The organism is Dongia mobilis, from assembly GCF_004363235.1.
Lineage (GTDB): Bacteria > Pseudomonadota > Alphaproteobacteria > Dongiales > Dongiaceae > Dongia > Dongia mobilis.
Genome location: NZ_SNYW01000010.1, coordinates 164,480 through 190,257, shown reverse-complemented (window position 1 = coordinate 190,257; position 25,778 = coordinate 164,480). Strand labels below are relative to the sequence as shown.

The 25,778-nt window shown below is 65.1% G+C and carries 26 protein-coding genes; 25 read left to right on the top strand and 1 reads right to left on the bottom strand.

Annotated features, from left to right (window positions below; genetic code table 11):
* Window positions 1-2 precede the first annotated feature (2 nt).
* The 24 genes from livM (at window position 3) to A8950_RS13860 (ending at window position 24,283) form a co-directional block, all read left to right on the top strand.
* On the top strand, window positions 3-1,517 hold the full coding sequence (livM, locus tag A8950_RS13975; RefSeq protein WP_243735645.1) for a high-affinity branched-chain amino acid ABC transporter permease LivM: 1,515 nt from the start codon (window positions 3-5) through the stop codon (window positions 1,515-1,517).
* A complete protein-coding gene (locus A8950_RS13970; RefSeq protein WP_166645180.1) occupies window positions 1,514-2,347 on the top strand; it encodes an ABC transporter ATP-binding protein in 834 nt (277 codons plus the stop codon). The genes livM and A8950_RS13970 overlap by 4 nt, the downstream gene beginning before the upstream one ends.
* A 6-nt stretch (window positions 2,348-2,353) precedes the next feature.
* Window positions 2,354-3,064 (top strand): ABC transporter ATP-binding protein, encoded by a 711-nt coding sequence (locus A8950_RS13965; protein ID WP_133614292.1) that lies wholly within the window; start codon window positions 2,354-2,356, stop codon window positions 3,062-3,064.
* 42 nt (window positions 3,065-3,106) lie between these two features.
* Window positions 3,107-3,433, top strand: coding sequence for a DUF6867 family protein (locus tag A8950_RS13960; protein WP_133614291.1), 327 nt, complete (start codon window positions 3,107-3,109; stop codon window positions 3,431-3,433).
* Window positions 3,434-3,594: 161 nt separating this feature from the next.
* Window positions 3,595-4,839: a branched-chain amino acid ABC transporter substrate-binding protein gene (locus A8950_RS13955; protein WP_133614290.1), complete on the top strand. Its 1,245-nt coding sequence runs from the start codon at window positions 3,595-3,597 to the stop codon at window positions 4,837-4,839.
* A gap of 176 nt (window positions 4,840-5,015) precedes the next feature.
* Window positions 5,016-5,447 carry a ribose 5-phosphate isomerase B gene (gene rpiB / locus A8950_RS13950; protein WP_133614289.1) on the top strand — a complete coding sequence of 144 codons (432 nt, stop codon included), beginning with the start codon at window positions 5,016-5,018 and terminating at the stop codon, window positions 5,445-5,447.
* Window positions 5,448-5,548: 101 nt separating this feature from the next.
* Window positions 5,549-6,820, top strand: coding sequence for a serine hydroxymethyltransferase (gene glyA / locus A8950_RS13945; protein WP_133614398.1), 1,272 nt, complete (start codon window positions 5,549-5,551; stop codon window positions 6,818-6,820).
* Window positions 6,821-6,851: 31 nt separating this feature from the next.
* Window positions 6,852-7,310 (top strand): transcriptional regulator NrdR, encoded by a 459-nt coding sequence (nrdR, locus tag A8950_RS13940; RefSeq protein ID WP_133614288.1) that lies wholly within the window; start codon window positions 6,852-6,854, stop codon window positions 7,308-7,310.
* Complete coding sequence (gene ribD, locus A8950_RS13935; RefSeq protein ID WP_322090935.1) at window positions 7,294-8,409, top strand: bifunctional diaminohydroxyphosphoribosylaminopyrimidine deaminase/5-amino-6-(5-phosphoribosylamino)uracil reductase RibD; 1,116 nt, start codon at window positions 7,294-7,296, stop codon at window positions 8,407-8,409. The genes nrdR and ribD overlap by 17 nt, the downstream gene beginning before the upstream one ends.
* A gap of 17 nt (window positions 8,410-8,426) precedes the next feature.
* The gene (locus tag A8950_RS13930) at window positions 8,427-9,020 is read left to right on the top strand and encodes a riboflavin synthase (RefSeq protein ID WP_133614287.1); all 594 of its coding nucleotides are present in this window, start codon (window positions 8,427-8,429) and stop codon (window positions 9,018-9,020) included.
* Between the two features lie 80 nt (window positions 9,021-9,100).
* Window positions 9,101-9,559: a 6,7-dimethyl-8-ribityllumazine synthase gene (gene ribH / locus A8950_RS13925; RefSeq protein WP_133614286.1), complete on the top strand. Its 459-nt coding sequence runs from the start codon at window positions 9,101-9,103 to the stop codon at window positions 9,557-9,559.
* Window positions 9,560-9,562: 3 nt separating this feature from the next.
* Window positions 9,563-10,108 (top strand): transcription antitermination factor NusB, encoded by a 546-nt coding sequence (nusB, locus tag A8950_RS13920; RefSeq protein ID WP_133614285.1) that lies wholly within the window; start codon window positions 9,563-9,565, stop codon window positions 10,106-10,108.
* Window position 10,109: 1 nt separating this feature from the next.
* A complete protein-coding gene (thiL, locus tag A8950_RS13915; protein WP_243735644.1) occupies window positions 10,110-11,120 on the top strand; it encodes a thiamine-phosphate kinase in 1,011 nt (336 codons plus the stop codon).
* A gap of 72 nt (window positions 11,121-11,192) precedes the next feature.
* A complete protein-coding gene (locus tag A8950_RS13910) occupies window positions 11,193-11,642 on the top strand; it encodes a flagellar basal body-associated FliL family protein (protein ID WP_133614283.1) in 450 nt (149 codons plus the stop codon).
* Window positions 11,643-11,659: 17 nt separating this feature from the next.
* Window positions 11,660-12,868, top strand: coding sequence for an MFS transporter (locus tag A8950_RS13905; RefSeq protein WP_133614282.1), 1,209 nt, complete (start codon window positions 11,660-11,662; stop codon window positions 12,866-12,868).
* Between the two features lie 32 nt (window positions 12,869-12,900).
* Window positions 12,901-13,680 (top strand): methyltransferase domain-containing protein, encoded by a 780-nt coding sequence (locus A8950_RS13900; protein WP_133614281.1) that lies wholly within the window; start codon window positions 12,901-12,903, stop codon window positions 13,678-13,680.
* A gap of 113 nt (window positions 13,681-13,793) precedes the next feature.
* On the top strand, window positions 13,794-14,999 hold the full coding sequence (locus A8950_RS13895; protein WP_133614280.1) for an MHYT domain-containing protein: 1,206 nt from the start codon (window positions 13,794-13,796) through the stop codon (window positions 14,997-14,999).
* A gap of 228 nt (window positions 15,000-15,227) precedes the next feature.
* Window positions 15,228-16,085, top strand: coding sequence for an FAD binding domain-containing protein (locus tag A8950_RS13890; protein WP_133614279.1), 858 nt, complete (start codon window positions 15,228-15,230; stop codon window positions 16,083-16,085).
* A gap of 12 nt (window positions 16,086-16,097) precedes the next feature.
* Window positions 16,098-16,598: a (2Fe-2S)-binding protein gene (locus A8950_RS13885; protein ID WP_133614278.1), complete on the top strand. Its 501-nt coding sequence runs from the start codon at window positions 16,098-16,100 to the stop codon at window positions 16,596-16,598.
* On the top strand, window positions 16,595-19,015 hold the full coding sequence (locus tag A8950_RS13880; protein ID WP_133614277.1) for an aerobic carbon-monoxide dehydrogenase large subunit: 2,421 nt from the start codon (window positions 16,595-16,597) through the stop codon (window positions 19,013-19,015). Before A8950_RS13885 ends, A8950_RS13880 begins: the two co-directional genes overlap by 4 nt.
* A gap of 12 nt (window positions 19,016-19,027) precedes the next feature.
* Complete coding sequence (locus tag A8950_RS13875) at window positions 19,028-19,918, top strand: AAA family ATPase (protein ID WP_133614276.1); 891 nt, start codon at window positions 19,028-19,030, stop codon at window positions 19,916-19,918.
* A complete protein-coding gene (locus A8950_RS13870; RefSeq protein ID WP_133614275.1) occupies window positions 19,915-21,102 on the top strand; it encodes a vWA domain-containing protein in 1,188 nt (395 codons plus the stop codon). Before A8950_RS13875 ends, A8950_RS13870 begins: the two co-directional genes overlap by 4 nt.
* A 9-nt stretch (window positions 21,103-21,111) precedes the next feature.
* Window positions 21,112-21,972: an XdhC family protein gene (locus A8950_RS13865; protein ID WP_133614274.1), complete on the top strand. Its 861-nt coding sequence runs from the start codon at window positions 21,112-21,114 to the stop codon at window positions 21,970-21,972.
* 235 nt (window positions 21,973-22,207) lie between these two features.
* Window positions 22,208-24,283: a sodium-translocating pyrophosphatase gene (locus A8950_RS13860; protein WP_133614273.1), complete on the top strand. Its 2,076-nt coding sequence runs from the start codon at window positions 22,208-22,210 to the stop codon at window positions 24,281-24,283.
* A gap of 100 nt (window positions 24,284-24,383) precedes the next feature.
* Here the strand turns inward: A8950_RS13860 and A8950_RS13855 are convergent, their stop codons facing one another.
* A complete protein-coding gene (locus A8950_RS13855) occupies window positions 24,384-24,905 on the bottom strand; it encodes an outer membrane protein assembly factor BamE (protein WP_133614272.1) in 522 nt (173 codons plus the stop codon).
* Between the two features lie 81 nt (window positions 24,906-24,986).
* Here A8950_RS13855 and A8950_RS13850 point away from each other — a divergent pair, with 81 nt between their 5' ends.
* The gene (locus A8950_RS13850; protein ID WP_133614271.1) at window positions 24,987-25,679 is read left to right on the top strand and encodes a ubiquinol-cytochrome C chaperone family protein; all 693 of its coding nucleotides are present in this window, start codon (window positions 24,987-24,989) and stop codon (window positions 25,677-25,679) included.
* Window positions 25,680-25,778: the final 99 nt, after the last annotated feature.

Sequence of the window (25,778 nt, the reverse complement as noted above, 5' to 3'; positions counted from 1 at the left end):
TCATGACCGCAGTTCCGAGCACCAGCGCCCCGCTCGTCATCCAGGCCGCCAAGGAGGCCGCCTGGACGATCCTCGTCGTCGGCCTGTTGAGCTTTCTCATGGTCGGCTACCAGACCGAAGTGCTCCAGGGCCAGCAGATGAGCTTCGTCAACCGGTTCGGTGACGTGATCTGGGCCATGGTACTGATCCCGATCGGTCGCTTCCTGCTGGTTCTGGCACGTGGCGGCCTGTTGCTGCCACCGGCCGTTCTGGGCGGCATTGCCACGCTCTATCTGTTCGGGGCGGCCGTTCTCGGTCTCGCCGGTTCGCCGCTCTATGGGCAGCTGCCGCTGCCCTACGATCAGCCGATGGTCAACGCGATCTTCGGCGTCGGCGCCGTCTTCATCCTGGCGGCGGCGATCAAGGGACAGCGCGATCGCCGGCGCGGCGCGCAGACCCTGGAGATGCGCGAGGCGGCGGAAGCGCGGCAAGCGCGCATCGCCCGCAACATGTCGAGCATCCTGGGGCCCATCCTGATCGTGCTGGCGATCGTCATTCCCTGGACCCCCTGGGGTGATCGCGCCGTGGTCGACAGCCTGGTCCTGGTCATGACCTATGTCATGCTCGGCTGGGGCCTCAACATCGTGGTCGGTCTCGCTGGCCTCCTCGATCTGGGCTATGTCGCGTTCTATGCCGTCGGAGCCTACACCTATGCCAAGCTCTCCATCGCCCTGGGCTTCACCTTCTGGGAAAGCCTGCCGATCGCCGGTGCGCTTGCGGCCCTGTTCGGTGTTCTGCTCGGCTTCCCGGTGCTGCGATTGCGCGGCGACTACCTCGCCATCGTGACCCTGGGCTTCGGCGAGATCATCCGCATCGTGCTGATCAACTGGCAGTCTTTTACCGGCGGCCCGAACGGCCTTGGCAACATCACGCGAATCGATTTCTTCGGCCTGCCGTTCGAGCGCAATCCGGCACCCGGTACCGAAAGCTTCCACACCTTCTTTGGCCTGGAGTTCGCCTCAACGCACCGCGTCTTCTTCCTCTACTACGTCATCATCGTCCTGGCCCTCATCACCAATTTCGTGACAATCCGTCTGCGTAAAATGCCGATCGGCCGCGCCTGGGAGGCCCTGCGCGAGGACGAGACCGCCTGCCGGGCACTCGGCATCAATCCGACCAACACCAAGCTGACCGCGTTCGCGATCGGCGCCATGTTTGCCGGCTTCGCCGGCTCGTTCTTCGCAGCACGGCAGGGATTCGTCAGCCCGGAAAGCTTTACCTTCATCGAATCGGCGGTGATCCTCGCCATCGTCGTTCTCGGCGGTATGGGCAGCCAGGTCGGCGTCGCGCTCGCGGCATTGCTGCTGATCGGACTGCCCGAGGTGCTGCGCGATCTCTCGCTCTATCGCATGCTGGTATTCGGCGGCGTCATGGTCCTCATCATGCTGTGGCGCCCGAAGGGGCTGCTGGCCTATCGCGAACCCACGCTGCTGCTGCACGGCAGACGAAAGCGGAACAAGGCGGGGGTGCAGTCATGAGCGCGGCCATGGCGGCGGTGTCCCCGGCAGCGGACACTCTCCTGAATGTCGAGCGCCTGACCATGCGCTTCGGCGGCCTCATCGCCATCAACGATGTCAGTTTCGTCGCCAAGCGCCGCCAGATCACCGGCATCATCGGGCCAAACGGCGCCGGCAAGACGACGCTGTTCAATTGCATCACCGGTTTCTACAAGCCGACGGTCGGTCGCCTGACGCTGCATGGCGATGCCGGGCACACCTATCTGCTGGAACAGATGGACGGGTTCCGCATCGGCCAAAAGGCACGGGTCGCGCGCACCTTCCAGAACATCCGTCTCTTTACCGGGATGTCGGTGCTGGAGAACCTGATGGTGGCCCAGCATAACAAGTTGATGCTGGCCTCGGGCTATACGGTGCTCGGCCTGTTCGGCTGGCCGTCCTTCCGCCGGGCCGAGCGCGATGCGCGCGACAAGGCGGTGCACTGGCTGGAGAAGACCAGGCTGATCGGCGTCGCCGACCAACCGGCGGGCAGCCTGCCTTATGGCGACCAGCGCCGGCTGGAAATCGCGCGCGCGATGTGCACCGACCCGATCATGCTCTGCCTCGACGAGCCGGCGGCGGGCCTCAATCCGCGCGAATCCGCCGACCTCAACAGCCTGCTGCTGTCGATCAGGGACGAATTCGGTATCGGCCTGCTGCTGATCGAGCATGACATGAGCGTCGTCATGGGTATCTCCGACCATATCGTCGTGCTGGATTACGGCCGCAAGATTGCCGAGGGAACGCCGCTGGATATCCGCAACGATCCCGCCGTCATTCGCGCCTATCTCGGCGAAGACGGGCAGGAGTAGGCCGCCATGCTGAAGATTTCCGGCGTTCATACGTTCTACGGCCATATCGAAGCGCTGAAGGGCGTCGACATCGAGGTGAACGAGGGCGAGATCGTGACCCTGATCGGCGCCAACGGTGCCGGCAAGTCGACCTTGCTGATGACCATCTGCGGTACGCCGCGCGCACGGTCCGGCAGCATTGTCTTCAATGGCCGCGACATCGCGCAGATGCCGACCTACGAAATCATGCGCCTCGGCATCGCCCAGTCGCCGGAAGGTCGCCGCATCTTCCCGCGCATGTCGGTGATGGAAAACCTGCGCATGGGGGCAATCACCTCCCAGCCGCAATTCTTCGACGCCGATCTGGAGCGTGTCTTCGCCATCTTCCCGCGCCTCAAGGAGCGCGCGCAGCAGCGCGGCGGTACGCTGTCGGGCGGCGAGCAGCAGATGCTGGCGATCGCGCGTGCGCTGATGAGCCGGCCGCGACTCCTGCTGCTGGACGAGCCGAGCCTCGGCCTGGCGCCACTCATCGTGCGGCAGATCTTCGAGATCATCCGCGAGATCAATCGAGAGCAGGGCATGACGGTGTTTCTGGTCGAACAGAACGCCAATCACGCTCTGAAACTCGCGCATCGCGGCTATGTCCTGGTGAACGGCGTGGTTACGCTGTCCGGAACGGGACAGGAATTGCTCAGCAATGCCGAGGTTCGCGCCGCCTATCTCGAAGGCGGCCATTGAGGGGTTTGGGAACAGGAACGTGAGAGCAGGGCAGGGGCGGACATGAACTGGTGGGTCTTCATCCTCTTGACCGTGATCATTTTCGGCGGCGCCGCCTTTCTCATGGGGCAAGCCATTGCGGAGACCTGGCGGCCGGCTTGGCAGAACATAGCCTACGGCTTCCCGCTGGCCGCGGCGAACCGCTTTCTGGATGGCGCCCTTTTTGGTGGTGACTGGCTGGATATCTGGCAATATGTGCTGGATGCGGCGGTCATCATCGCCATCGCTCTCTTTGCGCACCGCATCACGCTGGCGCGCAAGATGGTGACCCAGTACCCATGGCTGTACGAACCGGCCGGGATCCTGTCCTGGCGGGACCGGGCTGGTTAACGGGTCGCGACCAACCCTGACCGACGCGTCAATTCGTTTGACGGTTGCAGGGCAAATGCTAATTTGTGGCGCAGGCGAACAGGCCTGACCCACAAAAATGGACGACGGGACGCACCCGCCGTAAATCATCACTGGGTAAAACGAGACAAAGGGAGCTCACCATGAGCAAGAAATTCTCGCTGGCGACGCTAGCGGTCGCAGCCACGCTGGTCGTGGCCTGCGGTGAGGAGAAGAAGGAAGAAGCTGCCGCCGAACAAGCCCCCGCGACGACCGAGCAGGCTGCTGCCGAGCCGGCCGCCGCCGAACCGGCTGCGACGCAGGAAGCCGCTGCCACGCCGGCCGCAACGGGTGGCGAGATCGTGGTTGCCGTGGCCGGCCCCATGACCGGTGATCTGGCAGCCTTCGGCGAACAGCTGAAGCGCGGCGCCGAGAAGGCGATCGCCGACATCAACGCCAAGGGCGGTGTCAACGGCAAGCAGCTGAAGCTCGAGATCGGCGACGACCAGTGCGATCCGAAGCAGGCCGTCCAGGTTGCCAACGACCTGGTGAAGAAGGGCGTCGCCTTCGTCGCCGGCCATTTCTGCTCCGGCTCCTCGATCCCGGCCTCGGACATCTATGCCGAGGAAGGCATCGTCCAGATCACCCCGGCCTCGACCAATCCGGACTTCACCGAAGTTCCGGCCTCGAAGGGGGTCAAGACCATCTTCCGCACCTGCGGTCGTGATGACGCCCAGGGCGTCTTCGCCGGTCCGTGGCTGGCCAAGACCTATGCCGGCAAGAAGGTCGCCATCCTCGACGACAAGTCGGCCTATGGCCAGGGTCTCGCCAACGAGACCGCCAAGAACTTCGAGGCGAGCGGTGGCACCATCACCATCCGCGACACCTACACCGCCAAGGAGAAGGACTTCTCGGCGCTGATCAGCAAGCTGAAGGACGCCGCGATCGACGTCGTCTACATCGGCGGGTATCACAACGACGTGGGCCTGATCACCCGCCAGTCGCGCGAGCAGGGTTTCAACGCCGACATCGTTTCGGCTGACGCCCTCAACACGGCCGAGTTCTGGTCGATCTCCGGCCCGGCCGGCGAAGGCGTGCGCTACAGCGACGGCGCCTCTGCGGTCAATCTCGACTCCGCCAAGGACGTCGTGGCGGCGTTCCGAGCCGAGAACTACGAGCCGGAAGGCTATACCCTAAACTCCTATGCTGCGATCCAGGCTTGGGCGGAAGCCGCCAATAAGGCTGGCAGCGTCGAGGGTGCCAAGGTGGCCGACGCGCTCCGCGCCGCGCCGATCCCGACTGTGCTGGGCGAACTCTCGTTCAACGAAAAGGGTGACCTGACCAAGGTCAACTACGCCTGGTATGTCTGGGGTGCCGACGGCAAGGCCGTTCAGGAGCCCCTGAACTAAGCCCCGGCTCTGAAGCCAAACTGGGAAAAGCCCGGGCCTCGGCCCGGGCTTTTTCTTTGCCGGGTTCAGCATAGTTTGTGGTTGGCGGGGGCCCCATGCCGGCTATATGGTAGGCTCCTTCCCGGACCCGCCGCGTTTTGGCGGGTTCCGGCGTTTCTGCGGAGATAATGAGGAATATGGCCGAGAAGATCGCCATCGCCAGTGACCATGCCGGGTTCGAGCTGAAAGCTGTTTTGAAGCAAGAGCTTGAAAAGCTTGGCTTCGAGCCGCTGGACCTTGGCACGGACGGCCCGGCCTCGGTGGACTACCCGGATTTCGGCAACAAGCTCGCCGTTGCCCTCGAGGGCGGCGCGGCGCGGCGCGGCGTTCTCGTTTGCGGCTCCGGCATCGGCATCTCGATCGCCGCCAACCGGCATACCCATATCCGGGCGGCTCTCTGCCATGACGCGCTCTCGGCGCGCCTGTCGCGCCAGCATAACGACGCCAATGTGCTCTGCCTCGGTGCCCGCCTCATCGGGGTCGATGTCGCTCGGGACTGTTTGGCGGTGTTTCTTGGGACAGATTTCGAAGGTGGCCGTCACCAGAATCGTGTCGCCAAACTCGGCTAGCGAGGCCGAGGCGCCGGCGTGGCGGAAGCCCCACGCCAGGAAGCGGCGGTGATGGTCATGAACTGAAGGACAAAAGCGAAATGAGCAGCAATTGCAAGCCGATGCCGGGCTTTTTCGACAAGGCTCTGGCGGCCCAGGACCCCGAGATCTTCGCCGCGATCGGCAAGGAACTGACGCGCCAGAAGGACCAGATCGAACTGATCGCCTCGGAGAACATCGTCTCCCGGGCGGTCCTCGAGGCTCAGGGCTCGGTCCTCACCAACAAATATGCCGAGGGCTATCCGTCGCGCCGCTATTACGGCGGCTGCGAATATGTCGACATCGCCGAGGAACTGGCGATCAACCGCGCCCGGCAGCTGTTCAACTGCAAGTTCGCCAATGTGCAGCCGCATTCCGGCGCCCAGGCGAACCAGGCCGTCTTCATGGCGCTGCTGCAGCCGGGCGATACCTTCATGGGTCTCAACTTGGCCGCGGGCGGTCACCTGACCCACGGTTCGCCGGCCAACCAGTCGGGCAAGTGGTTCAAGCCGGTGCCCTATACCGTTGACCCGGCGACCCTGCGCATCGACATGGACGAGGTCGAGAAGCTGGCCCTCGAAGCCAAGCCGAAGCTGATCCTGGCCGGCGGTTCGGGCTATCCCCGGGTCTGGGATTTCGCCCGCTTCCGCAAGATCGCCGATGCGGTCGGTGCCTATTTCATGGTCGATATGGCGCATTTCGCCGGGCTGGTCGCGGCCGGCCTGCATCCGAGCCCGTTCCCGCACGCCCATGTCGTCACCACGACGACGCACAAGACCCTGCGCGGTCCCCGTGGCGGCATGATCCTCGCGGATGACGAGGATCTGGGCAAGAAGATCAACTCAGCTGTCTTCCCAGGCCTGCAGGGTGGCCCGCTGATGCATGTCATCGCCGCCAAGGCCGTCGCCTTCGGCGAGGCGCTGAAGCCGGAATTCAAGGTCTATGCCCAGCAGGTCATCGACAATGCCAGGGTGCTGGCCGAAACCGTGATCGAAGGCGGCTTCGCCATCACCACCGGCGGCACCGACAACCATCTGATGCTGGTCGATTTGCGACCGAAGAAGCTGACCGGCAAGGCGGCCGAACTGACCCTCGACCATGCCGGCATTACCTGCAACAAGAACGGCATTCCCTACGACACCGAAAAGCCGATGATCACTTCGGGCATCCGTCTCGGCACGCCCGCCGGCACGTCGCGCGGCTTCGGTACCGGGGAATTCCGTCAGATCGGCAAACTGATCTGCCGCGTGCTGGATGGGCTCGCGGCCAATCCCGAGGATAATTCGGCGGTCGAGAAAGCCGTGCGCAAGGAGGTTGAGACCTTGTGCCGCCAGTTCCCGATCTATCCGAACTGACAATCGGGGCAAAAGGGGAAAGAGGGGACCAATGCGCTGCCCGTTCTGCGGCAATGAAGACACCCAGGTAAAGGATTCGCGGCCGACCGATGACAACGCCGCCATCCGCCGGCGCCGGCAATGCAGCAATTGCGGCGCCCGCTTCACCACCTTCGAGCGCGTGCAGTTGCGCGAGCTCGTCGTGGTGAAGGGCAATGGGCAGCGCGAACCCTTTGATCGTGAAAAGCTGCTGCGTTCCATGCAGATCGCACTCAGGAAGCGCCCGGTGGATGCCGAGCGGCTCGAACGGGTGGTGAACGGCATCGTCCGGCGCCTGGAAAGCTCGGGCGAACCCGAGATCCAGACCTCGATGATCGGTGAGGCGGTGATGGACGCCCTCGCCAATCTCGACAAGGTCGCCTATGTGCGCTTTGCCTCGGTCTATCGCAATTTCCGCGAGGCGAAGGATTTCGAGACCTTCGTCGGCAAGCTCGGTGGCGAAGCCGACTAAGCCGGCCGGCGACCTCGATCGCGGCCATATGGCGGCCGCGTTGGGGCTTGCCCGGCGCGGCCTCGGCCGGACCTGGCCCAATCCCAGCGTCGGCTGTGTCATCCTGGATGCGGCGGGGGAAGTCGTCGGCCGTGGCTTCACGCGGCCGACCGGCCGGCCCCATGCCGAGACGGAAGCCCTCAAGGAAGCAGGCGACCGGGCCCGGGGCGGGACGGCCTATGTCTCCCTGGAGCCCTGCGCCCATCATGGCGAGACGCCGCCCTGTGCCGAGGCGCTGGCCAAGGCCGGCATCGCGCGCTGCGTCGTCGCCGTCGGCGATCCGGATCCGCGTGTCGCCGGCGGCGGCATCGCCATCCTGGAGAGGGCCGGGATCGAGGTCGTCCGCGACGTGCTCCGGGACGACGCTGCTGAACTCAATGCCGGCTTCTTCAGGCGGGTGATTGCGGGGCGTCCGCTGGTCACGTTGAAGCTGGCCACGACCCTGGACGGCAAGATCGCCACCTTGAGCGGAGAGAGCAAATGGATCACCGGGCCGCAGGCGCGGGCCATCGGGCACCAGCTCCGCGCCAGCCATGACGCCATCTTGGTGGGGTCCGGCACGGTGCTGGCCGACGACCCGGAACTGGCCTGCCGCCTGCCGGGGCTGGGTGCGCGGTCGCCGGTCCCGGTCATCCTGGATGGCAGGCTGCGCCTGCCGCTCTCGGCCAGATTGGCGCGGCCGGGTACCTGGCTGGTGACGCGGGCTGATCACGGCCCGGCAACCCTGGCGCCCTATCGCCAGGCCGGCATGGAGGTCATTCAGGTGGGCGATGGCGAGGGCGGACTGGATATGGCGTCCTTGATGCTGGCGCTTGGGCGCCAGGGATTGACCCGCCTGCTGGTCGAAGGTGGCGCCGGCGTTGCAACCGCCCTCATCCGCCAGGATCTGGCGGATCGCCTGGCCTGGTTCCAGGCGCCGCTGGTGCTCGGCAATGACGGCATGGCTGCCATCGCCGGGATGGCGGTGAGCCAGCTTGACCGAGCACACCGCTTTACGCTTCTGTCGCGCCAGGAAGCCGGCGAAGACAGCTTCGCGTTTTATCGTCGCAACGGGTCATAACAAGCAGAATTTAAAGCATGTTCACTGGAATTGTGACCGATCTCGGCAAGGTGCGGGCGATCAGGGACGGTACTGTCCGGCGCCTCGAAATCGCCACCGCCTATGAGACCGGCGACATCGCCCTTGGTGCTTCCGTGGCCTGCAATGGCTGCTGCCTCAGCGTGGTGGAGAAGGGGCCCGGCTGGCTCGCTTTCGAGGCGGCGCAGGAGACCCTCGCGGTCACCACCCTCCGGGATTGGCAGCCCGGTACCGAGGTCAATCTCGAGCGGCCGATGAAGATCGGCGACGAACTGGGCGGCCATATCGTTGCCGGCCATGTCGACGGGATCGGCACGGTCACGCGCGCGGTCGAGGATGGCGGATCTCTGAGATTAACCGTCGAAGCACCTGAAAATCTGGCAAAATATATTGCCTCCAAGGGCTCGGTGACGATCGATGGCGTGTCGCTGACGGTGAACGAGGTGGCGGGGAACAGCTTCGGCGTCTGCCTAATCCCGATTACCCAGGAGGCAACCAATCTGGGGCGCGCCCGGAGCGGTCAGCGGGTCAATCTGGAGATCGACCTGATCGCCCGCTATGTCGCCCGCCTTTTGGGCCAGGACGGCAAGTAGACCTGAACGGCGGAAGCCGCTAAGTAAGGCGCCAATCAAACAATCGGGTCCCGGCGGACCCTTTCGGAATATTAGGAATCATGACCGACAAGCCGCATATCATGGTCGTCGAGGCGCGCTTCTACGACGACATTTCCGACGCCCTGTGGGAAGGCGCCGAGCGCGCCCTGAAGGCGGCGGGCGCCAGCTATGAGCGCTTCACCGTGCCAGGCGCCCTGGAAATACCGCCCGCCATCCGCCTCGCCCATCTCGCCGCCGAGGCGGGGACGCTGAAGCGTCCGTTCGACGGTTATGTGGCGTTGGGTTGTGTGCTCAGGGGCGAGACCACCCATTACGACACGGTCTGCAACGAAAGCGCCCGCGGCATCATGGATCTCGGCACCCGCTTCGGCCTTGCCATCGGCAACGGCATCCTGACCTGCGAGACCGAGGAGCAGGCCTGGACCCGGGCCCGCGCCAATGAACTCGACAAGGGCGGCGGCGCTGCCCAGGCGGCCCTTGCCCTGGTCGCCACCCGTCGGCGCCTGGCCCAGGGCTGAGCGATGTCCACCAAGGAAGCAAAGGGCGACAAACCACTCTCTGGCAAGGAACGCAGCCAGCAACTGGCCCTGGAGCGTCGGGCGGCGCGGCTTGCCGCCGTACAGGCGCTCTACCAGTGGGAGCAGACCGGTGCCAAGGCCGAGGCGGTGATTGCCGAATTCGGCGCCCACCGCATGGCAAAGGGCCAAGGCGCCGAGGAAGTGTCCGACCTGGCCCCGGCCGACCGCAAGCTGTTCGCCGAGATCGTGCGCGGCGTTGCCGCGGATGTCGCCCAACTCGACGACATGCTCTCCGCGGTTTTGTCAGAGGAGTGGCGGATCGAGCGGCTGGAATCGATCCTGCGCGCCATCATGCGGGCAGGTGCCTTTGAACTGGTGCACCGGCCGGATGTGCCGCCGCGCGTCGTCATCAGCGAGTATCTGGCGGTCACCGACGCCTTCTTTGGTGATCGCGAGACAGCCATGGTCAATGGGGTTCTCGACAAGCTGGCGCACGAATTGCGGCCGGACGAGATGGGAGCCACGCGCGGTGGCCCAGGCACCAGGTAAGTTGCCCGGAGCCTCAGAACTGCCGGGCGAGTTCGACCTGATCGCCCGCTATTTCGCGCCGCTGAGCGCCGGGATGCCGGGTGCCCTCGGCCTAACCGACGACGCCTGCACCTATGCGCCGCCGCCCGGATACGACCTGGTCCTGACCGTCGATGCGATGGTGGCCGGCATCCATTTCCTGCCCGACGATCCCGCGGCATCGGTGGCGCGCAAGCTGCTGCGGGTCAATCTCTCCGATCTCGCGGCCAAGGGGGCAATGCCGGTCGGCTACCTGATGACGACCGCCTTCACGGCCGAGACCGACGCGGATTGGGTGGCTGGCTTCGCCGCCGGCCTGGCCGCCGATCAGCGCGAGTACGGGATCGGTCTGATGGGCGGCGATACCATTGCGACGCCGGGACCCCTCAGCCTGACATTGACCGCCCTCGGCATCGTCCCGACGGGGCGCGCCCTGCGCCGAAATGGCGCCAGACCGGGCGATGTCGTCCTGGTATCGGGCACCATCGGCGACGGGGCGCTGGGCCTCAAGGTGTTGCGCCACGAGTTCCTTGACCTGCCGCCGGCCGAGCGGCGTTTCCTTGAGGACCGCTATCACCTGCCGCAGCCGCGGCTACGCCTCGGTCAGGCGCTGCTCGCCAGCAACCTGGTCCATGCGATGATGGATGTGTCGGATGGGCTGGTTGGCGACCTCGGACATATTGCCGAGGCATCCGGCGTTGGGGCGATACTGGAAGCGGCGGCGGTGCCGCTTTCCGCGGCCGCTGCCGGCCTGCTGGCCGACGCGCCGGATCTGCTGCCGCTCATCCTGACCGGCGGTGACGATTACGAGCTATTGCTGACGGCGGCGCCCGATGCCGTGAACGACCTCCTCGCCCTCGGCGCCGAGATCGGGACGCCGCTCTCGGTTGTCGGCTGCATCCCGGGCCATGCCGCAGGGGAGAGGCCGGTCCGTGTGATTGATCGCGACGGCGTTGAACTGAACCTGGCCACCGGCGGCTACCGTCACTTTTGAGCGGCGGCTCCCGCCTATTGGTGAATCGCCGGCCTCGTGTAGAGTGTGCCGCTGGGGTTTTCGGTGCGGCGCATGAAGAAACTTCTCATCATCCTGGTGCTTCTGATCCTGCTGGGCGGCGGCGGTGCCGCGGCCTGGTGGTTCTTCCTGCGTCCGCAGGAAGAGGGGGCTGAGCCCGTCGTGGAGGAGGCGCCGCCGCCGGTCCTCAGCCAGATCGGAATTGGTCCGTTTCCGGTTTCCGTGATCAAGGACGGGTCGCCGACGCGCGAATTCTGGTTCCAGATCAATCTGACCTTCGACAACCCGGAAAATCAGGCCTGGGTCAGCGAGCGCCTGCCGCTGGTGCAGGACACGATGATCGCCGAGTTGCACGGCCTGCTGCCGCGCAAGATCGTCGAGCAGGAAGGCTACAACCCCGAATTCCTGCGCGAACGATTGCGCAAGGTTCTGGCGGAGAAGTACGGCACCGGCCGGTTCTATGACGTCACCATCGTCAATATGGAGATCAGGGAGCTGAAATAGCCATCCCGACAGCGCCGATGAATGCTTCCACAAGACATGCCACGCATCGCGTCGTCCTGATCCTGGCGCTGGCCCAGGCGACGGCGATGACCTGCAATTCGATCATGATCGTGACCTCGGCCTTGACCGGGCAGCTGCTTGCCCCCAACGGCGGCATTGCGACCCTGCCGCTGGCCCTGCAGTTCATCGCGACCATGGCGACCACCTTCCCGGCCTCGTTCCTGATGAAGAAGTGGGGGCGCCGGAAGGGCTTCATGCTGGGTGCCTGGATCGGTATCCTGGGCGGTCTGGTCATGGCCGCCGCCGCTTATGCGGCAAACTTCTGGCTGTTTGCGCTTGGCAACACCATCTTCGGCGTGTCGGCGGCCTTTACGCTGTTCTATCGCTTCGCCGCGGCCGAGGCGTCCGACGATGCCTTCCGGCCGAAGGCGATCTCGCTGGTGATGGCGGGCGGCATCATCGCCGCGATCTTCGGCCCGGAACTGGCCAAGCTCGGCCAGGATTTCCTGACGCCGCACATGTTTGCCGGCGGCTTCGTTTTCATCACCTTGCTCTCCGTCCTGGTCGTTCTGCTGCTCCTGCCGCTGCGCCTTCCGCCGGTCGCCGGCGACACGCCGGCAGCGTTGTCGGAAACGCCGCGCCCGCTCTGGGAAATCGCGGCCCAGCCATTGGCCGTCTCGGCCATTGCCGCTGCCATGCTTGGCTATGGCGTCATGTCCTTTGTTATGACGGCAACACCGCTGGCAATGGCGTTCTGCGGTTTCGACCTGGATAGCGGCATCGCCTTTGTCATCCAGTGGCATGTGCTGGCCATGTTCGCCCCCAGCTTCGTCACCGGACACATCATCAAGCGCCTGGGCGAGTTTCGCGTGATGAGCATCGGGGTTGCCTGCTATGCGATCTGCATTGCGATCGGGCTTTATGGCATCGACATCCGGCATTTCTGGGGCGCTCTCGTTCTCCTCGGCCTCGGCTGGAACTTCCTCTATGTCGCCGGCACCAGCCAGCTGACCAAATGCTATCGGCCGAGCGAGCGGGCGAAGGTGCAGGCCTTCAACGATTGCGCCACCTTTTCCGGCGTGGCGCTCTGTTCGTTCGTCGCCGGGACGGTCGAACAGGTCTTCGGCTGGGATTGGGTGCTGCTGGGCGCCATCGTGCCGGTCGCGCTGATCGCGCTGGCACTCGCCTATGGCTATCATCAACATTATCGGGTGGTTCGGGTTTGACCCGCGGATGACGGTGTGAGGGAAAACGGCATATGAGCGATAACGCGACTGAAGAATATGACGGCCGCATGCTGACGCTTCTGCAGATGGTCTGGGGCGAGGGCTTTCTGTCGCCCGGCGGGCCGCAGGCGGTGCGCGAGATCATGAGCGGTGTGGCACTCGAGGGAAAGCGCGTGCTCGATATCGGCTGCGGCCTGGGCGGGCTCGACCAGGTACTTCTTACGCTGGGTGCCGCCCATGTCACCGGCCTCGATGTCGCCGGCCTCATCGTCGAGATGGGCCAGGAGCGGATCCGCCGCGCCGGGCTTGCCAACCGCATCGAGATCAAGCTGGTGGAGCCTGGCCCGCTGCCCTTCGCTGACAACAGCTTCGATATCGTCTTCGGCAAGGACGCCTGGCTGCACATCCCGGACAAGGCAGCGCATTTTGCCGAGATTCACCGCGTCCTCAAGCCGGGTGGCCGCATCGCCGCCGGCGACTGGATGAAATCGCCTGGCCCCTACAGCCGTGACATGGAATACTTCTTCGAGATGGAGGGGCTTACCTACCATCTGGTGACGCTGGCGGAGTATGGCACCCTGCTGCACGCGGCGGGCTTCGTCGACGTGAAGCTCGAAGACATCACCGAGATCTACCGGCGCGAGGCCCAGGACGAACTCGCCCGCATGAAGGGGGAACTGGCCCCGGTCATGCTGGCGGAACTGGGTGAGGCGGGAAACGCCCATTTTCTGGAGGATTGGCGCTCGCTCACCGTCGTCCTCGACAAGGGCGAATTGCGGCCGGCCCGCATCTGGGCGACCAAGCCGGCGTGATCGCCGCCGGCTCTCCGGGCTTCCCTTGGGTAACATTGCGGAGGTAACATCCCCGGCCGGATGATGTCGCCACCTGATATGCGGCAGCGACAATGGGTGAATGGTCTACCGCAATGACGGTTACGCACGAGCCTTGGCTCGTTCTGCTATCGATCCTGATTGCCATCCAGGGCAGCTTCGTCGGCCTGCGCCTGGCCGTGCAGATTCCGTTGGCCGTCGGTATGCGTCGACGTGCACTCCTGGCAGGTGCTGCCCTGTCGCTCGGCATCGGCATCTGGTCGATGCACTTCATCGGCATGCTGGCGGCACGCTTGCCGGCCGAGATCGACTTTCTCGTCTTTCCGACCCTGCTCTCCTTCCTGGTCTGCGTCCTTGTCGTCGGCCTCGCGCTGGTGGCGGTGGCTATCGAGGGCCGCGCCGCCTGGCGTCTCGCGGCATCGGCCATCTTCATGGGGGCAGGGATCGCCACCATGCACTATATCGGCATGAGCGCCCTCCATGGTGCGGCGCATCTCGACCACGCCGCCTGGTCGGTCGTTGCCAGTGTCGGCATCGCCATTGTCACCTCGGGTGGTGCGCTATGGCTTGCCTTCGAGGGCGGCCGGCGCGTGGTCTTGCCGGTTTCCGCCTCGGCGGTGGCGCTTGGGCTTGCCATATCGGGCATGCACTACACGGCGATGGCGGGTTTGACCCTGCACCCGCTGGGATTGCCGGCGGCGGCGCAATCGCCGGTTCTCTCCAGCGATCTTCTCGCCATCCTGGTGGCGGTGGTCGCCTTCCTGGTGACCGGCATCTTCTTTCTGATCCTGGTGCCCGACCGCGCCGCGCGGCTTGCCATCGAGCCGGGACCGGCGGCGGCGCCATCATTGCCAATGGTTCCGAAAATGCCCGCCGACCTGCCGCAGACCACCTCGCTGGGGCCGCTGGGCGGGGCCGGCAGCGCGCCGCTGCGCTACAGCGACCGGATCCCGGCCGAGCGCGACGGGGTCACGCTGATGGTTCCGGCCGACCAGATCCTGGCGGTCCATGCCAATGCCCACTACACCTATATCTTCACCGGCGCGGACCAGCTCTTCTGTTCGCTCTCGATCGGCGAGGTCGAGCGTCGGCTGGATCCCGGCCAGTTTGCCCGGGTGCATCGCAGCCACATCGTCAGCCTGCGCCATGTGGCCGCCCTCCGGCGGGTGGGTGATCACGGGGTGGTGCAGTTGAATTCCAGGCCGCCGGTCGACGTACCGGTGAGCCGCGCCAAGATCCCGACCCTGCGCCGCATCCTGTCGATGCCAGAGCCGCCGACCCTGAGCGAAGCGGCCTCCTGACCTGACTCATCCTGCTGCGCCGCAACAAGGTGCGGGGCGCAATGGCCGTGATTGCGCCTCAGTTCCGGAATTTCGTGAATATTGTCAGCAGTACTGACGCAGTTCATGCGGCAATCCGGCGTTTGATGCGCGTTCCGGTAGGTTGATGCATGCAAAATTGCCGCCGCACCGCAGCATCCGCCACTTTTCCTCCCAACAACAAGAATCACTCAAGGGAGGAGCTGCGCAATGATTCCGGGTGCCTTCGACTATCACCGGCCCAAGAGCGTGGCCGAGGCCATCGCCCTGCTCAATGATCTGGGCGACGACGCCAGGCCGATCGCCGGCGGCCATTCCCTGATCCCCATGATGAAGATGCGCCTCGCCAGCCCGAGCCATCTCGTTGACCTCCGGGGGCTCGCCGACCTTGCCTTCATTCGGGCGGAGGGGGGCGAGGTGGTGATCGGCGCCATGACCACCCAGCATCAGGTCATCGCCTCGGCCGATCTTGCCGCCCGGCTGCCGCTGCTGCGCGAGACCGCGCTGCAAATCGCCGATCCGCAGATCCGCTATCTCGGTACCATCGGCGGCAATGTCGCCAATGGCGATCCCGGCAACGACATGCCGGCCGTCATGATGTGCCTTGATGCGCAATACGAGGTGCAGGGCCAGGGTGGCAGCCGCCGCGTGGCGGCGCGGGAGTTCTATCAGGGAGCCTATTTCACCGCGCTGGAGCCGGGCGAATTGGTGACGGCGATCCGCATCCCGGTGCCGCCGGCCGGTCACAAGGCGGCCTATGAGAAGCTGAAGCGCAAGATTGGCGACTATGCCATTGCGGCGGCGGCCGTCTTGCTGGAAGTGTCGGGTGGCAAGATCACCCGCGCCAGCATCGCGCTTACCAATGTCGGGGAAACGCCCCTGCTGGCTGATGCCGCGTCCGACCTGCTGGTCGGCCAGGCGCCGGACAAGGCGTTGTGCAAGAAGGCGGGTCAGGCCGCGGCAGCGATCGCCGCGCCGGCCAGTGACGCCCGCGGCCCTGTCGCCTATCGCCGCCAGATGGCAGGCATCATGACCGAGCGCGCGCTCATCCGCGCCCTCGGCCTGTGAGGAGCAAAAAAAATGGCGAAATCCCATGTGAAGATGACCATCAACGGCAAGCCGGTCGAGGCGCTGGTCGAGCCGCGGACGCTTTTGATCCATTTCCTGCGCGAACAACTGGGCCTGACCGGGCCGCATATCGGCTGCGAAACCACGCATTGCGGCGCCTGCACGGTCGATCTCGACGGCAAGTCGGTCAAGGCCTGCACCATCTTCGCGGTCCAGGCCGATGGCGGCGAGATGCTGACCATCGAGGGCATGGCCAACCCGGACGGTTCGCTGCATGTGCTGCAGGAAACCTTTCGCGAGCATCATGGCCTGCAATGCGGCTATTGCACGCCCGGCATGATCACCCGCGCCCATCGCCTGCTGCAGGAGAACAAGGATCCCAGCGAGAGCGAGATCCGCCACGGCATTGCCGGCAATCTCTGCCGCTGCACCGGCTACCAGAACATCGTGAAGGCCATCCAGGCCGCCGCCGCCAAGCTCAATGGCCGCGAATTCAAGGAGGCCGCGGAATGAACGACATGACCCCCAATCAGAAGGAACGCGCCGACAAGCTGGAAGGCATGGGCTGCAAGCGAAAGCGCGTCGAGGACGTGCGCTTCGTCCAGGGCAAGGGCAATTACGTCGACGACCTGAAGCTGCCCGGCATGGTGTTCGGCGATTTCGTCCGCTCGCCCTACGCCCATGCGCGGATCAAGAAGATCGACGTCTCCAAGGCATTGGCCCTGCCGGGTGTGAAGGCGGTGCTGACGGCGGCGGAACTGAAGCCGCTGAAGCTGCATTACATGCCGACGCTGGCCGGCGACGTGCAGGCGGTGCTGGCGGAAGAAAAGGTCCTGTTTCAGAACCAGGAAGTAGCCTTCGTGGTGGCCGAGGACCGCTATATCGCGGCGGATGCCATCGAACTGGTCGAGGTGGAATACGAGGAACTGCCGGTCGTGATCGACCCCTTCAAGGCGATGGCGCCGGATGCGCCGCTGCTGAGGGAGGACATCAAGGACAAGACCGACGGCGCCCATGGCAAGCGCAAGCACCACAACCACATCTTCACCTGGGAGGTGGGCGACAAATCAGCGACCGATGCCGTCTTCGCCAAGGCCGAGGTGACGGTGAAGGAGATGATCTCCTACCAGCGGGTGCATCCCTGTCCGCTGGAGACCTGCGCCGCCGTGGCGTCCATGGACAAGATCAAGGGCGAACTGACCCTCTGGGGTACCTTCCAGGCGCCGCATGTGATCCGCACGGTGGGATCGCTGCTCTCCGGCATTCCGGAGCACAAGATCCATGTCATCGCGCCGGATATCGGCGGCGGCTTCGGCAACAAGGTCGGCGCCTATCCCGGTTATATCTGCGCCATCGTCGCCTCCATCGTGCTGGGCCAGCCGGTGAAATGGGTCGAGGACCGCATCGAAAATCTGTCGGCGACCGCCTTTGCCCGCGACTATCACATGACGACGGAACTGGCCGCGACCAAGGACGGCCGGATCACCGGCATGCGCGTCCATGTGCTGGCTGATCACGGCGCCTTCGATGCCTGCGCCGACCCCAGCAAATACCCGGCCGGTTTCTTCAACATCGTCACCGGCTCCTATGACATCCCGGTGGCGCATCTTTCCGTCGACGGCATCTATACCAACAAGGCACCGGGCGGGGTCGCCTATCGCTGCTCGTTCCGCGTGACCGAGGCGTCCTACTGCATCGAGCGGATCATGGATGTGCTGGCCCAGAAGCTGGGCATGGACCCGGCCGAACTCCGCCTCAAGAACTTCGTGCGGCCGGAGCAGTTCCCGTATCAATCTGCCCTCGGCTGGGAATACGATTCCGGCGATTATCACACCGCGATGCAGAAGGCACTGAAGGCCGTCGGCTATGACCAGCTGCGTGCCGAGCAGAAAGCCAAGCGCGAGGCCTTCAAGCGCGGCGAGACCCGGGAATTGATGGGAATCGGGGTTGCCTTCTTCACCGAGATCGTGGGGGCGGGACCCTCGAAGAACTGCGACATCCTCGGCATCGCCATGTTCGATTCGGCCGAGATCCGCATCCATCCCACCGGCTCGATCATCGCCCGCATGGGTACCAAGAGCCAGGGCCAGGGGCACGAAACGACCTATGCCCAGATCCTGGCGACAGAGCTCGGCATTCCCGCCGCCGATATCATGATCGAGGAGGGGAATACCGACACGGCGCCCTATGGCCTCGGCACCTATGGCTCGCGCTCGACCCCGGTTGCGGGCGGCGCCATCGCCATGGCGGCCCGGAAGATCCGCGCCAAGGCGCAGATGATCGCGGCGCATCTGCTGGAAGTTTCGGAATACGATCTCGAATGGGATATCGACGGCTTCCGGGTCAAGGGCGCGCCGGACAAGTTCAAATCGATGAAGGAGATCGCCTGGGCGTCCTACAACAGCCCGCCGGCAGGGCTGGAGCCGGGGCTGGAGGCGGTCAACTACTACGATCCGCCCAACATGACCTATCCCTTCGGCGCCTATATCTGTGTGGCCGATGTCGATGTCGATACCGGCAGCACCAAGATCCGGCGTTTCTACGCACTCGACGATTGCGGCACGCGCATCAATCCCATGATCATCGAGGGCCAGGTGCATGGCGGCCTCACCGAAGCCTTCGGCATCGCCATGGGCCAGGAGATCCGCTATGACGAGACGGGCAATGTCGTCACCGCCTCGCTGATGGACTACTTCCTGCCGACGGCCGTCGAGACGCCAAAATGGGAAACCGATTTCACCGTTACCCCTTCGCCGCACCATCCGATCGGCGCCAAGGGGGTGGGCGAAAGCCCCAATGTCGGCGGCGTGCCCTGCTTCTCGAACGCGATCAACGATGCGTTCTCGTTCCTCGGCTCGACGCATATCCAGATGCCGCATGACAACTGGCGCACCTGGATGGCGGCGGAGAAGCTGGGCCTGCATGGCTGAGGCATAGGCGCCATGCCGGCAGGACTTCCCGGCGATCGCGACGAGATCGCCCGCCTTCTGGTCGAAGCGGGTTACATACCGGATGCCGAATTGCCGACCGCCATCTGGCTGATGGGCCTGCTGGGACGGCCCCTGCTGCTGGAGGGCGAGGCGGGTGTCGGCAAGACGGAGGTGGCGAAAGCCCTCTCCGCCTTGCTGGCAACGCCGCTCATCCGCCTGCAATGCTATGAGGGCCTCGACCAGCAGGCGGCCCTCTATGAATGGAACTATCAGCGGCAATTGCTGGCGATCAAGGCACGCGAGCAATCAGGCGACGCGGCGGCGGTCGAACGGCACGTGTTCGGACCGGAATATCTGCTGGAGCGGCCGCTGCTGACGGCGATCCGGCAGGACAAGCCACCCGTCCTGCTGATCGACGAGATCGACCGGGCCGACCAGGAATTCGAGGCGCTGCTACTGGAGGTGCTGTCGGATTTCCAGATCTCGATTCCGGAACTCGGCACAGTGACGGCCAAGGCGCGGCCCTTCGTCATCCTGACCTCGAACGGCACGCGCGAGCTGTCCGACGCCCTGCGCCGGCGCTGCCTGTACCATCACATCGACTATCCCGACGAGGCGCGCGAGGCTCGCATCATCCGCACGCGCCTGCCTGCGATCGACAGCGACCTTGCTGCCCAGATCGCGGCTGTCATCGCGCGCCTGCGCAAGGAGAACCTGGTGAAGGTGCCGGGGGTGGCCGAGACACTGGACTGGGCGGCAGCACTCATGGGCCTCGGCATCCGGGATCTCGGCGCCAATGTCGAAGCGGCCTATGCGGTGATCGCGACATTGATCAAGACGGAGCAGGACCGCGCCGCCCTGCCGCGCGAGGTCTGGGTGCGCCTGCTGGAGCGGGTGGCATGAGCGTGGCAACGGTCCAGGCACAGGATGCCGGCGCGCTGATGCGCCGAAACCTCATCCGATTCCTGCGGACCTTGCGCGGCTATGGCTTCGGTGTGGGCCCCGCCGACAGTGCCGATGCCCTGACAGCCCTGGCGGCGGGCGCCGGCGCCAACCCGCATCTCTGGCGCCAGGCGCTGAAGACGATCTGCTGCCGCAATGCGCGGCAATGGTCGGCCTTCGATGAAATTTTCGATGCCTTCTGGCAGCGGCGCGAGATGCGCACGCTGTTGCGCCAGAGGGATTTGCCCCATAAACCGCGCGGTCCGACGTTCACGCAGGCCGGGCAGGGGGGCGGCCGTCCCGCCGGGCTGCAGGTCGAGGCCTGGCGGCGCGGACAATCTGGGGATGATGCCGCGCGACCGGCCGAGAGTCCGAGCGACGGCGCCTCGCAGCAGGACGCCAGGCGCCAGGCCGATTTCAAGGATTTGGCCGATCCCGAGGCCTTGCGGGCGGCAGAAGAGGTGGCGGTTTTGCTGGCGGCGTCGCTACGGGCGAGGCGCACGCGCCGCTTCCGGCGCGCAGCAAGGGGGCAAGTCGATCTGCGTCGCACCATCCGCCGCAGCGTCGCGCGGGGCGGCGTACCGATCGATCTCGTGCGTCGCCGGCGCCGCGAGGAACCGATGCGGATCGTGGCGCTGCTCGACGCCTCAGGTTCGATGGAACCCTATCTGCGCGCCTTTGCGCGTTTCCTGCGCGGCCTCGTCATGCACGCGCGCGTGGCGGACGCCTACCTCTTCCATACCCATCTCGTCCATGTGACGCCGGCACTCAAGGAGCGGGATCCGCAGCGCGCCATCGACCGGATGGTGCTGATGGCCCAGGGGTTGGGCGGTGGCACCCTGATTGGCGAAAGCCTTGCCGCCTTCAATGCGCGCTATGCCCAATCGGCACTCAAGGGTCGCGCCTGCGTCATCATCCTGTCCGATGGCTTCGATGCGGGCGATCCCGATCTGCTGGCGACGGAACTGGCGCAGTTGAAGCGCCGCTGCCGGCGCCTCGTCTGGCTCAACCCCCTGCTCGGCACAGCTGGCTACCGGCCGGAAGCGCGCGGCATGCAGGCGGCCTTGCCCTATGTCGATCTTTTCGCCAGCGCCCACAATCTCGACAGCCTGGCGGCCCTCGCGCCGCAACTGGCGCGGCTCTAGGAGGCCGGCATGGTCAGCAGCGACAATATCCTCGACCTCGTCAGCAGCATGAAGGGCGGCAGCAGGCCGTTTGCCATGGCGACCGTGGTGCGTACAGTGGCGGCGACGGCGGCGAAGCCGGGCGCCAAGGCTGTGATCCTGGCAGATGGCTCGATCGAGGGTGGCTGGATCGGTGGCGGCTGCGCGCGCGCCGCGGTGCTGAAGGCGGCACAGGCATCCCTCGAGGATGGCCGACCGCGCCTGGTCTCGATCCAGCCGATGGACCTCCTCAAGGATCAGGGATTGCGGCCCGGCGATGAGCGCTCCGGCATCGCCTTTGCCAAGAACATGTGCCCGAGTCAGGGGACCATGGATGTTTTTGTCGAGCCGTTCCTGCCGCAACCGCGGCTGGTCGTCTGCGGGGCAAGCCCGGTCGCGGTGGCGCTGGCGCGTCAGGCGAGCGGGCTTGGCCTTGCCTTGACGATCGCGGCGCCGCCTGCAGAACTGGCGACCTTTCCGGGCACCGATGGCAGCCGCCTCGACACCTACGACCTAGCCGCCCTGCCAGCCGGCGAGCGTTTCATCGTGGTGTCGACCCAGGGCAAGGGCGACAGTGCCGCCCTCAAGGCAGCGCTGTCGGTTGAGGCCGACTATGTCGCCTTCGTCGGCAGTCCGAAAAAGGCGGCAGCCCTGCGTGCCGAAATGGCGGAGGCGGGCATGCCCCCGGCGCGGCTGGAAGATCTGCGGGCACCGGCCGGCCTCGACCTTGGCGCCATCTCGCCGGAGGAGATCGCCCTTTCCATCCTGGCCGAAATCATCCAGGTCCGGCGGCGCGGACAACGGCGCCAATTGGCCCGGGCCGACGACTCGGCAAGCCGCAGATTGCCTTGATTTTCGCTACATCTAGGGGCGCGCCGGCGGGCGGGCCCAGATATTGCCACGTCTGGGCGATTCCATTAAGGTCGCGGCACTTTGAGTGACCGCTGCAGGCTGTTTTGGGGGGCCTGTCAGAGCCAGGAGGCCGTGGTCCAATAAAAGATTGGCACGGCCTTTCCTCTGGGTACCCGAGGCAGGCACTAGGCGTCGGCCCAAGAATGAATGAAGTTCTGATGGAGGGGATGCACTAATGAATTCGTTACTCTGGTTGGTCATCGGATGCGGCGTGCTCGCGCTGATCTATGGCATCTGGGCGACCCGGTCCGTGCTGGCGGCAAGCGCCGGCACCGCACGCATGCAGGAAATTGCCGCGGCGGTACAGGAAGGGGCGCAGGCCTATCTCAACAAGCAATACACCGCGATCGGCATCGTCGGCGTCATCGTGGCGGTGATCCTCGGGTTGGCGCTGTCCGGGCTTTCGGCCCTTGGCTTCGTCATCGGCGCCGTGCTCTCGGGCCTCGCCGGCTATATCGGCATGAATGTCTCGGTGCGCTCGAATGTCCGCACGGCGGAAGCCGCGCGCCAGGGCATGTCGCAGGCGCTCGACATCGCTGCCAAGGCAGGTGCCATCACCGGCATGCTGGTGGTCGGTCTGGGCCTGCTCGGCGTCGCCGGCTACTACATGTTCCTGCAGTCGATTGGCACGGAAATGCGCCCGATGCTGGAGGCCCTGGTCGGTCTCTCCTTCGGCGCCTCGCTGATCTCGATCTTCGCGCGTCTGGGTGGTGGTATCTTCACCAAGGGTGCCGATGTCGGCGCCGATCTCGTGGGCAAGATCGAGGCGGGCATCCCCGAGGATGACCCCCGCAACCCGGCCGTGATCGCCGACAATGTGGGCGACAATGTGGGCGATTGCGCCGGCATGGCCGCCGACCTGTTCGAGACCTTTGCCGTGACGGTGGTCGCCACCATGCTGCTGGGCTCGATCTTCTATACCGGTGTCGCGCAGGAGCAGTTGATGCTGCTGCCGCTGCTGGTCTGCGGCGCCAGCATCGTCGGTTCCGTCATCGGTACCTTCTTCATCAAGCTGGGCTCCAGCAACAACATCATGGGTGCCCTCTATAAGGGCCTCATCGCAGCCAGCGTGATCTCGATCGCACTCATCGCGCTGCTGATCAACCAGGTGACGGGCTTCGGCCAGATTGGCGATTCGCCGTTGACCGGCACCGCCATGTTCTGGTGCGCCGTGATCGGCCTTGCCGTGACCGGGCTCCTGGTCTGGATCACCGAGTACTACACCTCGACGGCCTACCGCCCGGTGAAGTCGGTCGCCCAGGCGTCGACCACCGGCCATGCCACCAACATCATTCAGGGTCTTGCGGTTTCGATGGAAGCCTGCGCGCTGCCGGTGCTGGTGATTTCGGCGGCCATCATCGCGGCCTATGCCCTGGGGGGGCTCTATGGCATCGCCATGGCTGCCACCACGATGCTGTCGCTGGCCGGCATCATCGTGGCACTCGACGCCTATGGCCCGGTGACCGACAATGCCGGCGGCATCGCCGAAATGGCGGAACTGCCGCCCGACGTGCGCAAGGTGACCGACGCGCTGGACGCGGTCGGCAACACCACCAAGGCGGTCACCAAGGGGTACGCGATCGGTTCTGCCGGTCTCGCCGCCCTGGTGTTGTTCGCAGCCTATACCGAGGACCTGAAGCACTATTTCCCGGACCTCAGTGATGCGATCAAGTTCGAGCTCAACAACCCCTATGTGGTCATCGGCCTGTTCATCGGCGGCGCCCTGCCGTTCCTGTTCGGTGCCATGGGCATGATGGCGGTGGGCCGGGCCGCAGGTGCGGTCGTGGTTGAAGTTCGCCGGCAGTTCAAGGAAATCCCCGGCATCATGGAAGGCAAGGCCAAGCCGGAATACGGCAAGGCGGTCGCCATGCTGACCACGGCGGCGATCAAGGAGATGATCGTCCCGTCGCTGCTGCCGGTGGTGGCACCGATCGTGCTCTATTTCGTGATCGCGGCTGTTGCCGGCCAGGCGGCGGGCTTCATCTCGCTCGGCGCCATGCTGCTCGGCACGATCGTGACGGGTCTCTTCGTTGCCATCCAGATGACCTCTGGTGGCGGCGCCTGGGACAATGCCAAGAAGTACATCGAGGACGGCCATCACGGCGGCAAGGGCTCTGACGCCCACAAGGCCGCGGTGACCGGCGACACGGTCGGCGATCCCTACAAGGATACGGCCGGTCCCGCGGTCAACCCGATGATCAAGATCACCAACATCGTAGCACTTCTGCTGCTGGCCGCCCTGGCGGCCTGACCGGAGATCGCACGATCCCGACGAGAAAGCCCCGGTCGCGAGACCGGGGCTTTTTCATGTGACCAGCCGCATCCCGTCGGCCGGGATACGGGATGCAATCTCAGTTGCTCGCGCCGGGCAGGGAGGGGCCGGTGCCGCCGGGCGCTTTCGGCGCAGACGAGCTGTCCGGATCGAAACGGCCGAAATTGCCAAGCAATTGTTGGATAATGGTCAATTGGTTGCCGTGGGTGGGAGTCTCGCGGTCGACCATCGCGACCAGGCGGCCGTCATTCCGGTCATAGATCTTGAGGTCGTTGACGATGCCCTCCTGGTCGAACGAGATGGCCAGGACGCCCTGGTCCACGACCTCCGGTTCGAAGAAGGCGGTCTGATGCGTGCGCTTGGATACGTAGTACCAAACTTCCTCGCCAAAGGTCCCGCGCGTCGAGGGCGAGCCCAGCAATTGCTGTACCCTTGCCATGTTGTCCTGGCCGGGCTGGATCTGCACCACCTGGTCCTCGTCCGGCACGTTGCCATGCTGGACGATCTTGGGCGCGCAGGCGCCCAGCGCGAGCGCAAATGCCACGGCTGCCAGCCAGGCGTGTCGCCCCTGATTACCCATCCTGCCCCTGCTGGCCGTCATGCCTGAGAACCCGTACCTTGCGTTGGTGTTGCAACACGCCACCCGCCCCGCTACCGTCGGGCGGATTCTGGGGCCCGGCCGATGCCGGACGTGTGCTCAGCGGAAATTCGCACCCGCGCCGGCGATCGTCAAGGTGCGGCTGCAGATGGCGGAAATGGCGAAAATGGAAGGGACCAGCGCGTGACGTCGCGTACCTTGGGCGATCTCGTGGCCCGGCTCCTTGGCGGAACAAGCGACACAAGGAAGGCGGCGGATAAGCTGTTTCTCCGATTGGTCGGACAGGCGCGCCAGCCGGCCTTTTTCCGGAACATGGCAGTGCCGGATTCGATCGACGGCCGTTTCGAACTGCTGGTGCTGCACCTGTTCCTGGTTTTCCAGCGCCTGAAGCCGGAAGGCGCCAGGGGGGGCGATCTGGCGCAGTCGCTTTATGATGTGGCGATGCAGGATCTCGAAGCCTCGTTGCGCCAGCTCGGCGCCGGGGATGCGGGCGTGGGCAAGAGAATCCGGGTGATGACCGAGGCGATGCAGGGGAGGATCCTGGCTTACGAGAGAGCCCTGGGCGGCTCGCAGCTTGACGTCGAGGCAGCCCTGCGCCGGAATCTTTTTGGCACGAGCGAGCCCGAAATCGATGCGCTGCGACGCATGGCGGCTTACCTTAGGGCGGGCAAGGAACTGGCCGACAGCCAGCCGCTCGACCGGATCCTGCGCGGCGACTTCCAGTTTCCGCCGCCGCCCGTGGTGGAACATGCTGCCGGCGTCACGTTTGACGATTGATCTCGGCCTCCAGAAAGAACTGTAATTGTCTGATAATAAAGAATTTACTGCGCTAATAGATGTCGCCTCGATCGGCCCCCGACCGGTTCGCCGGCAGAT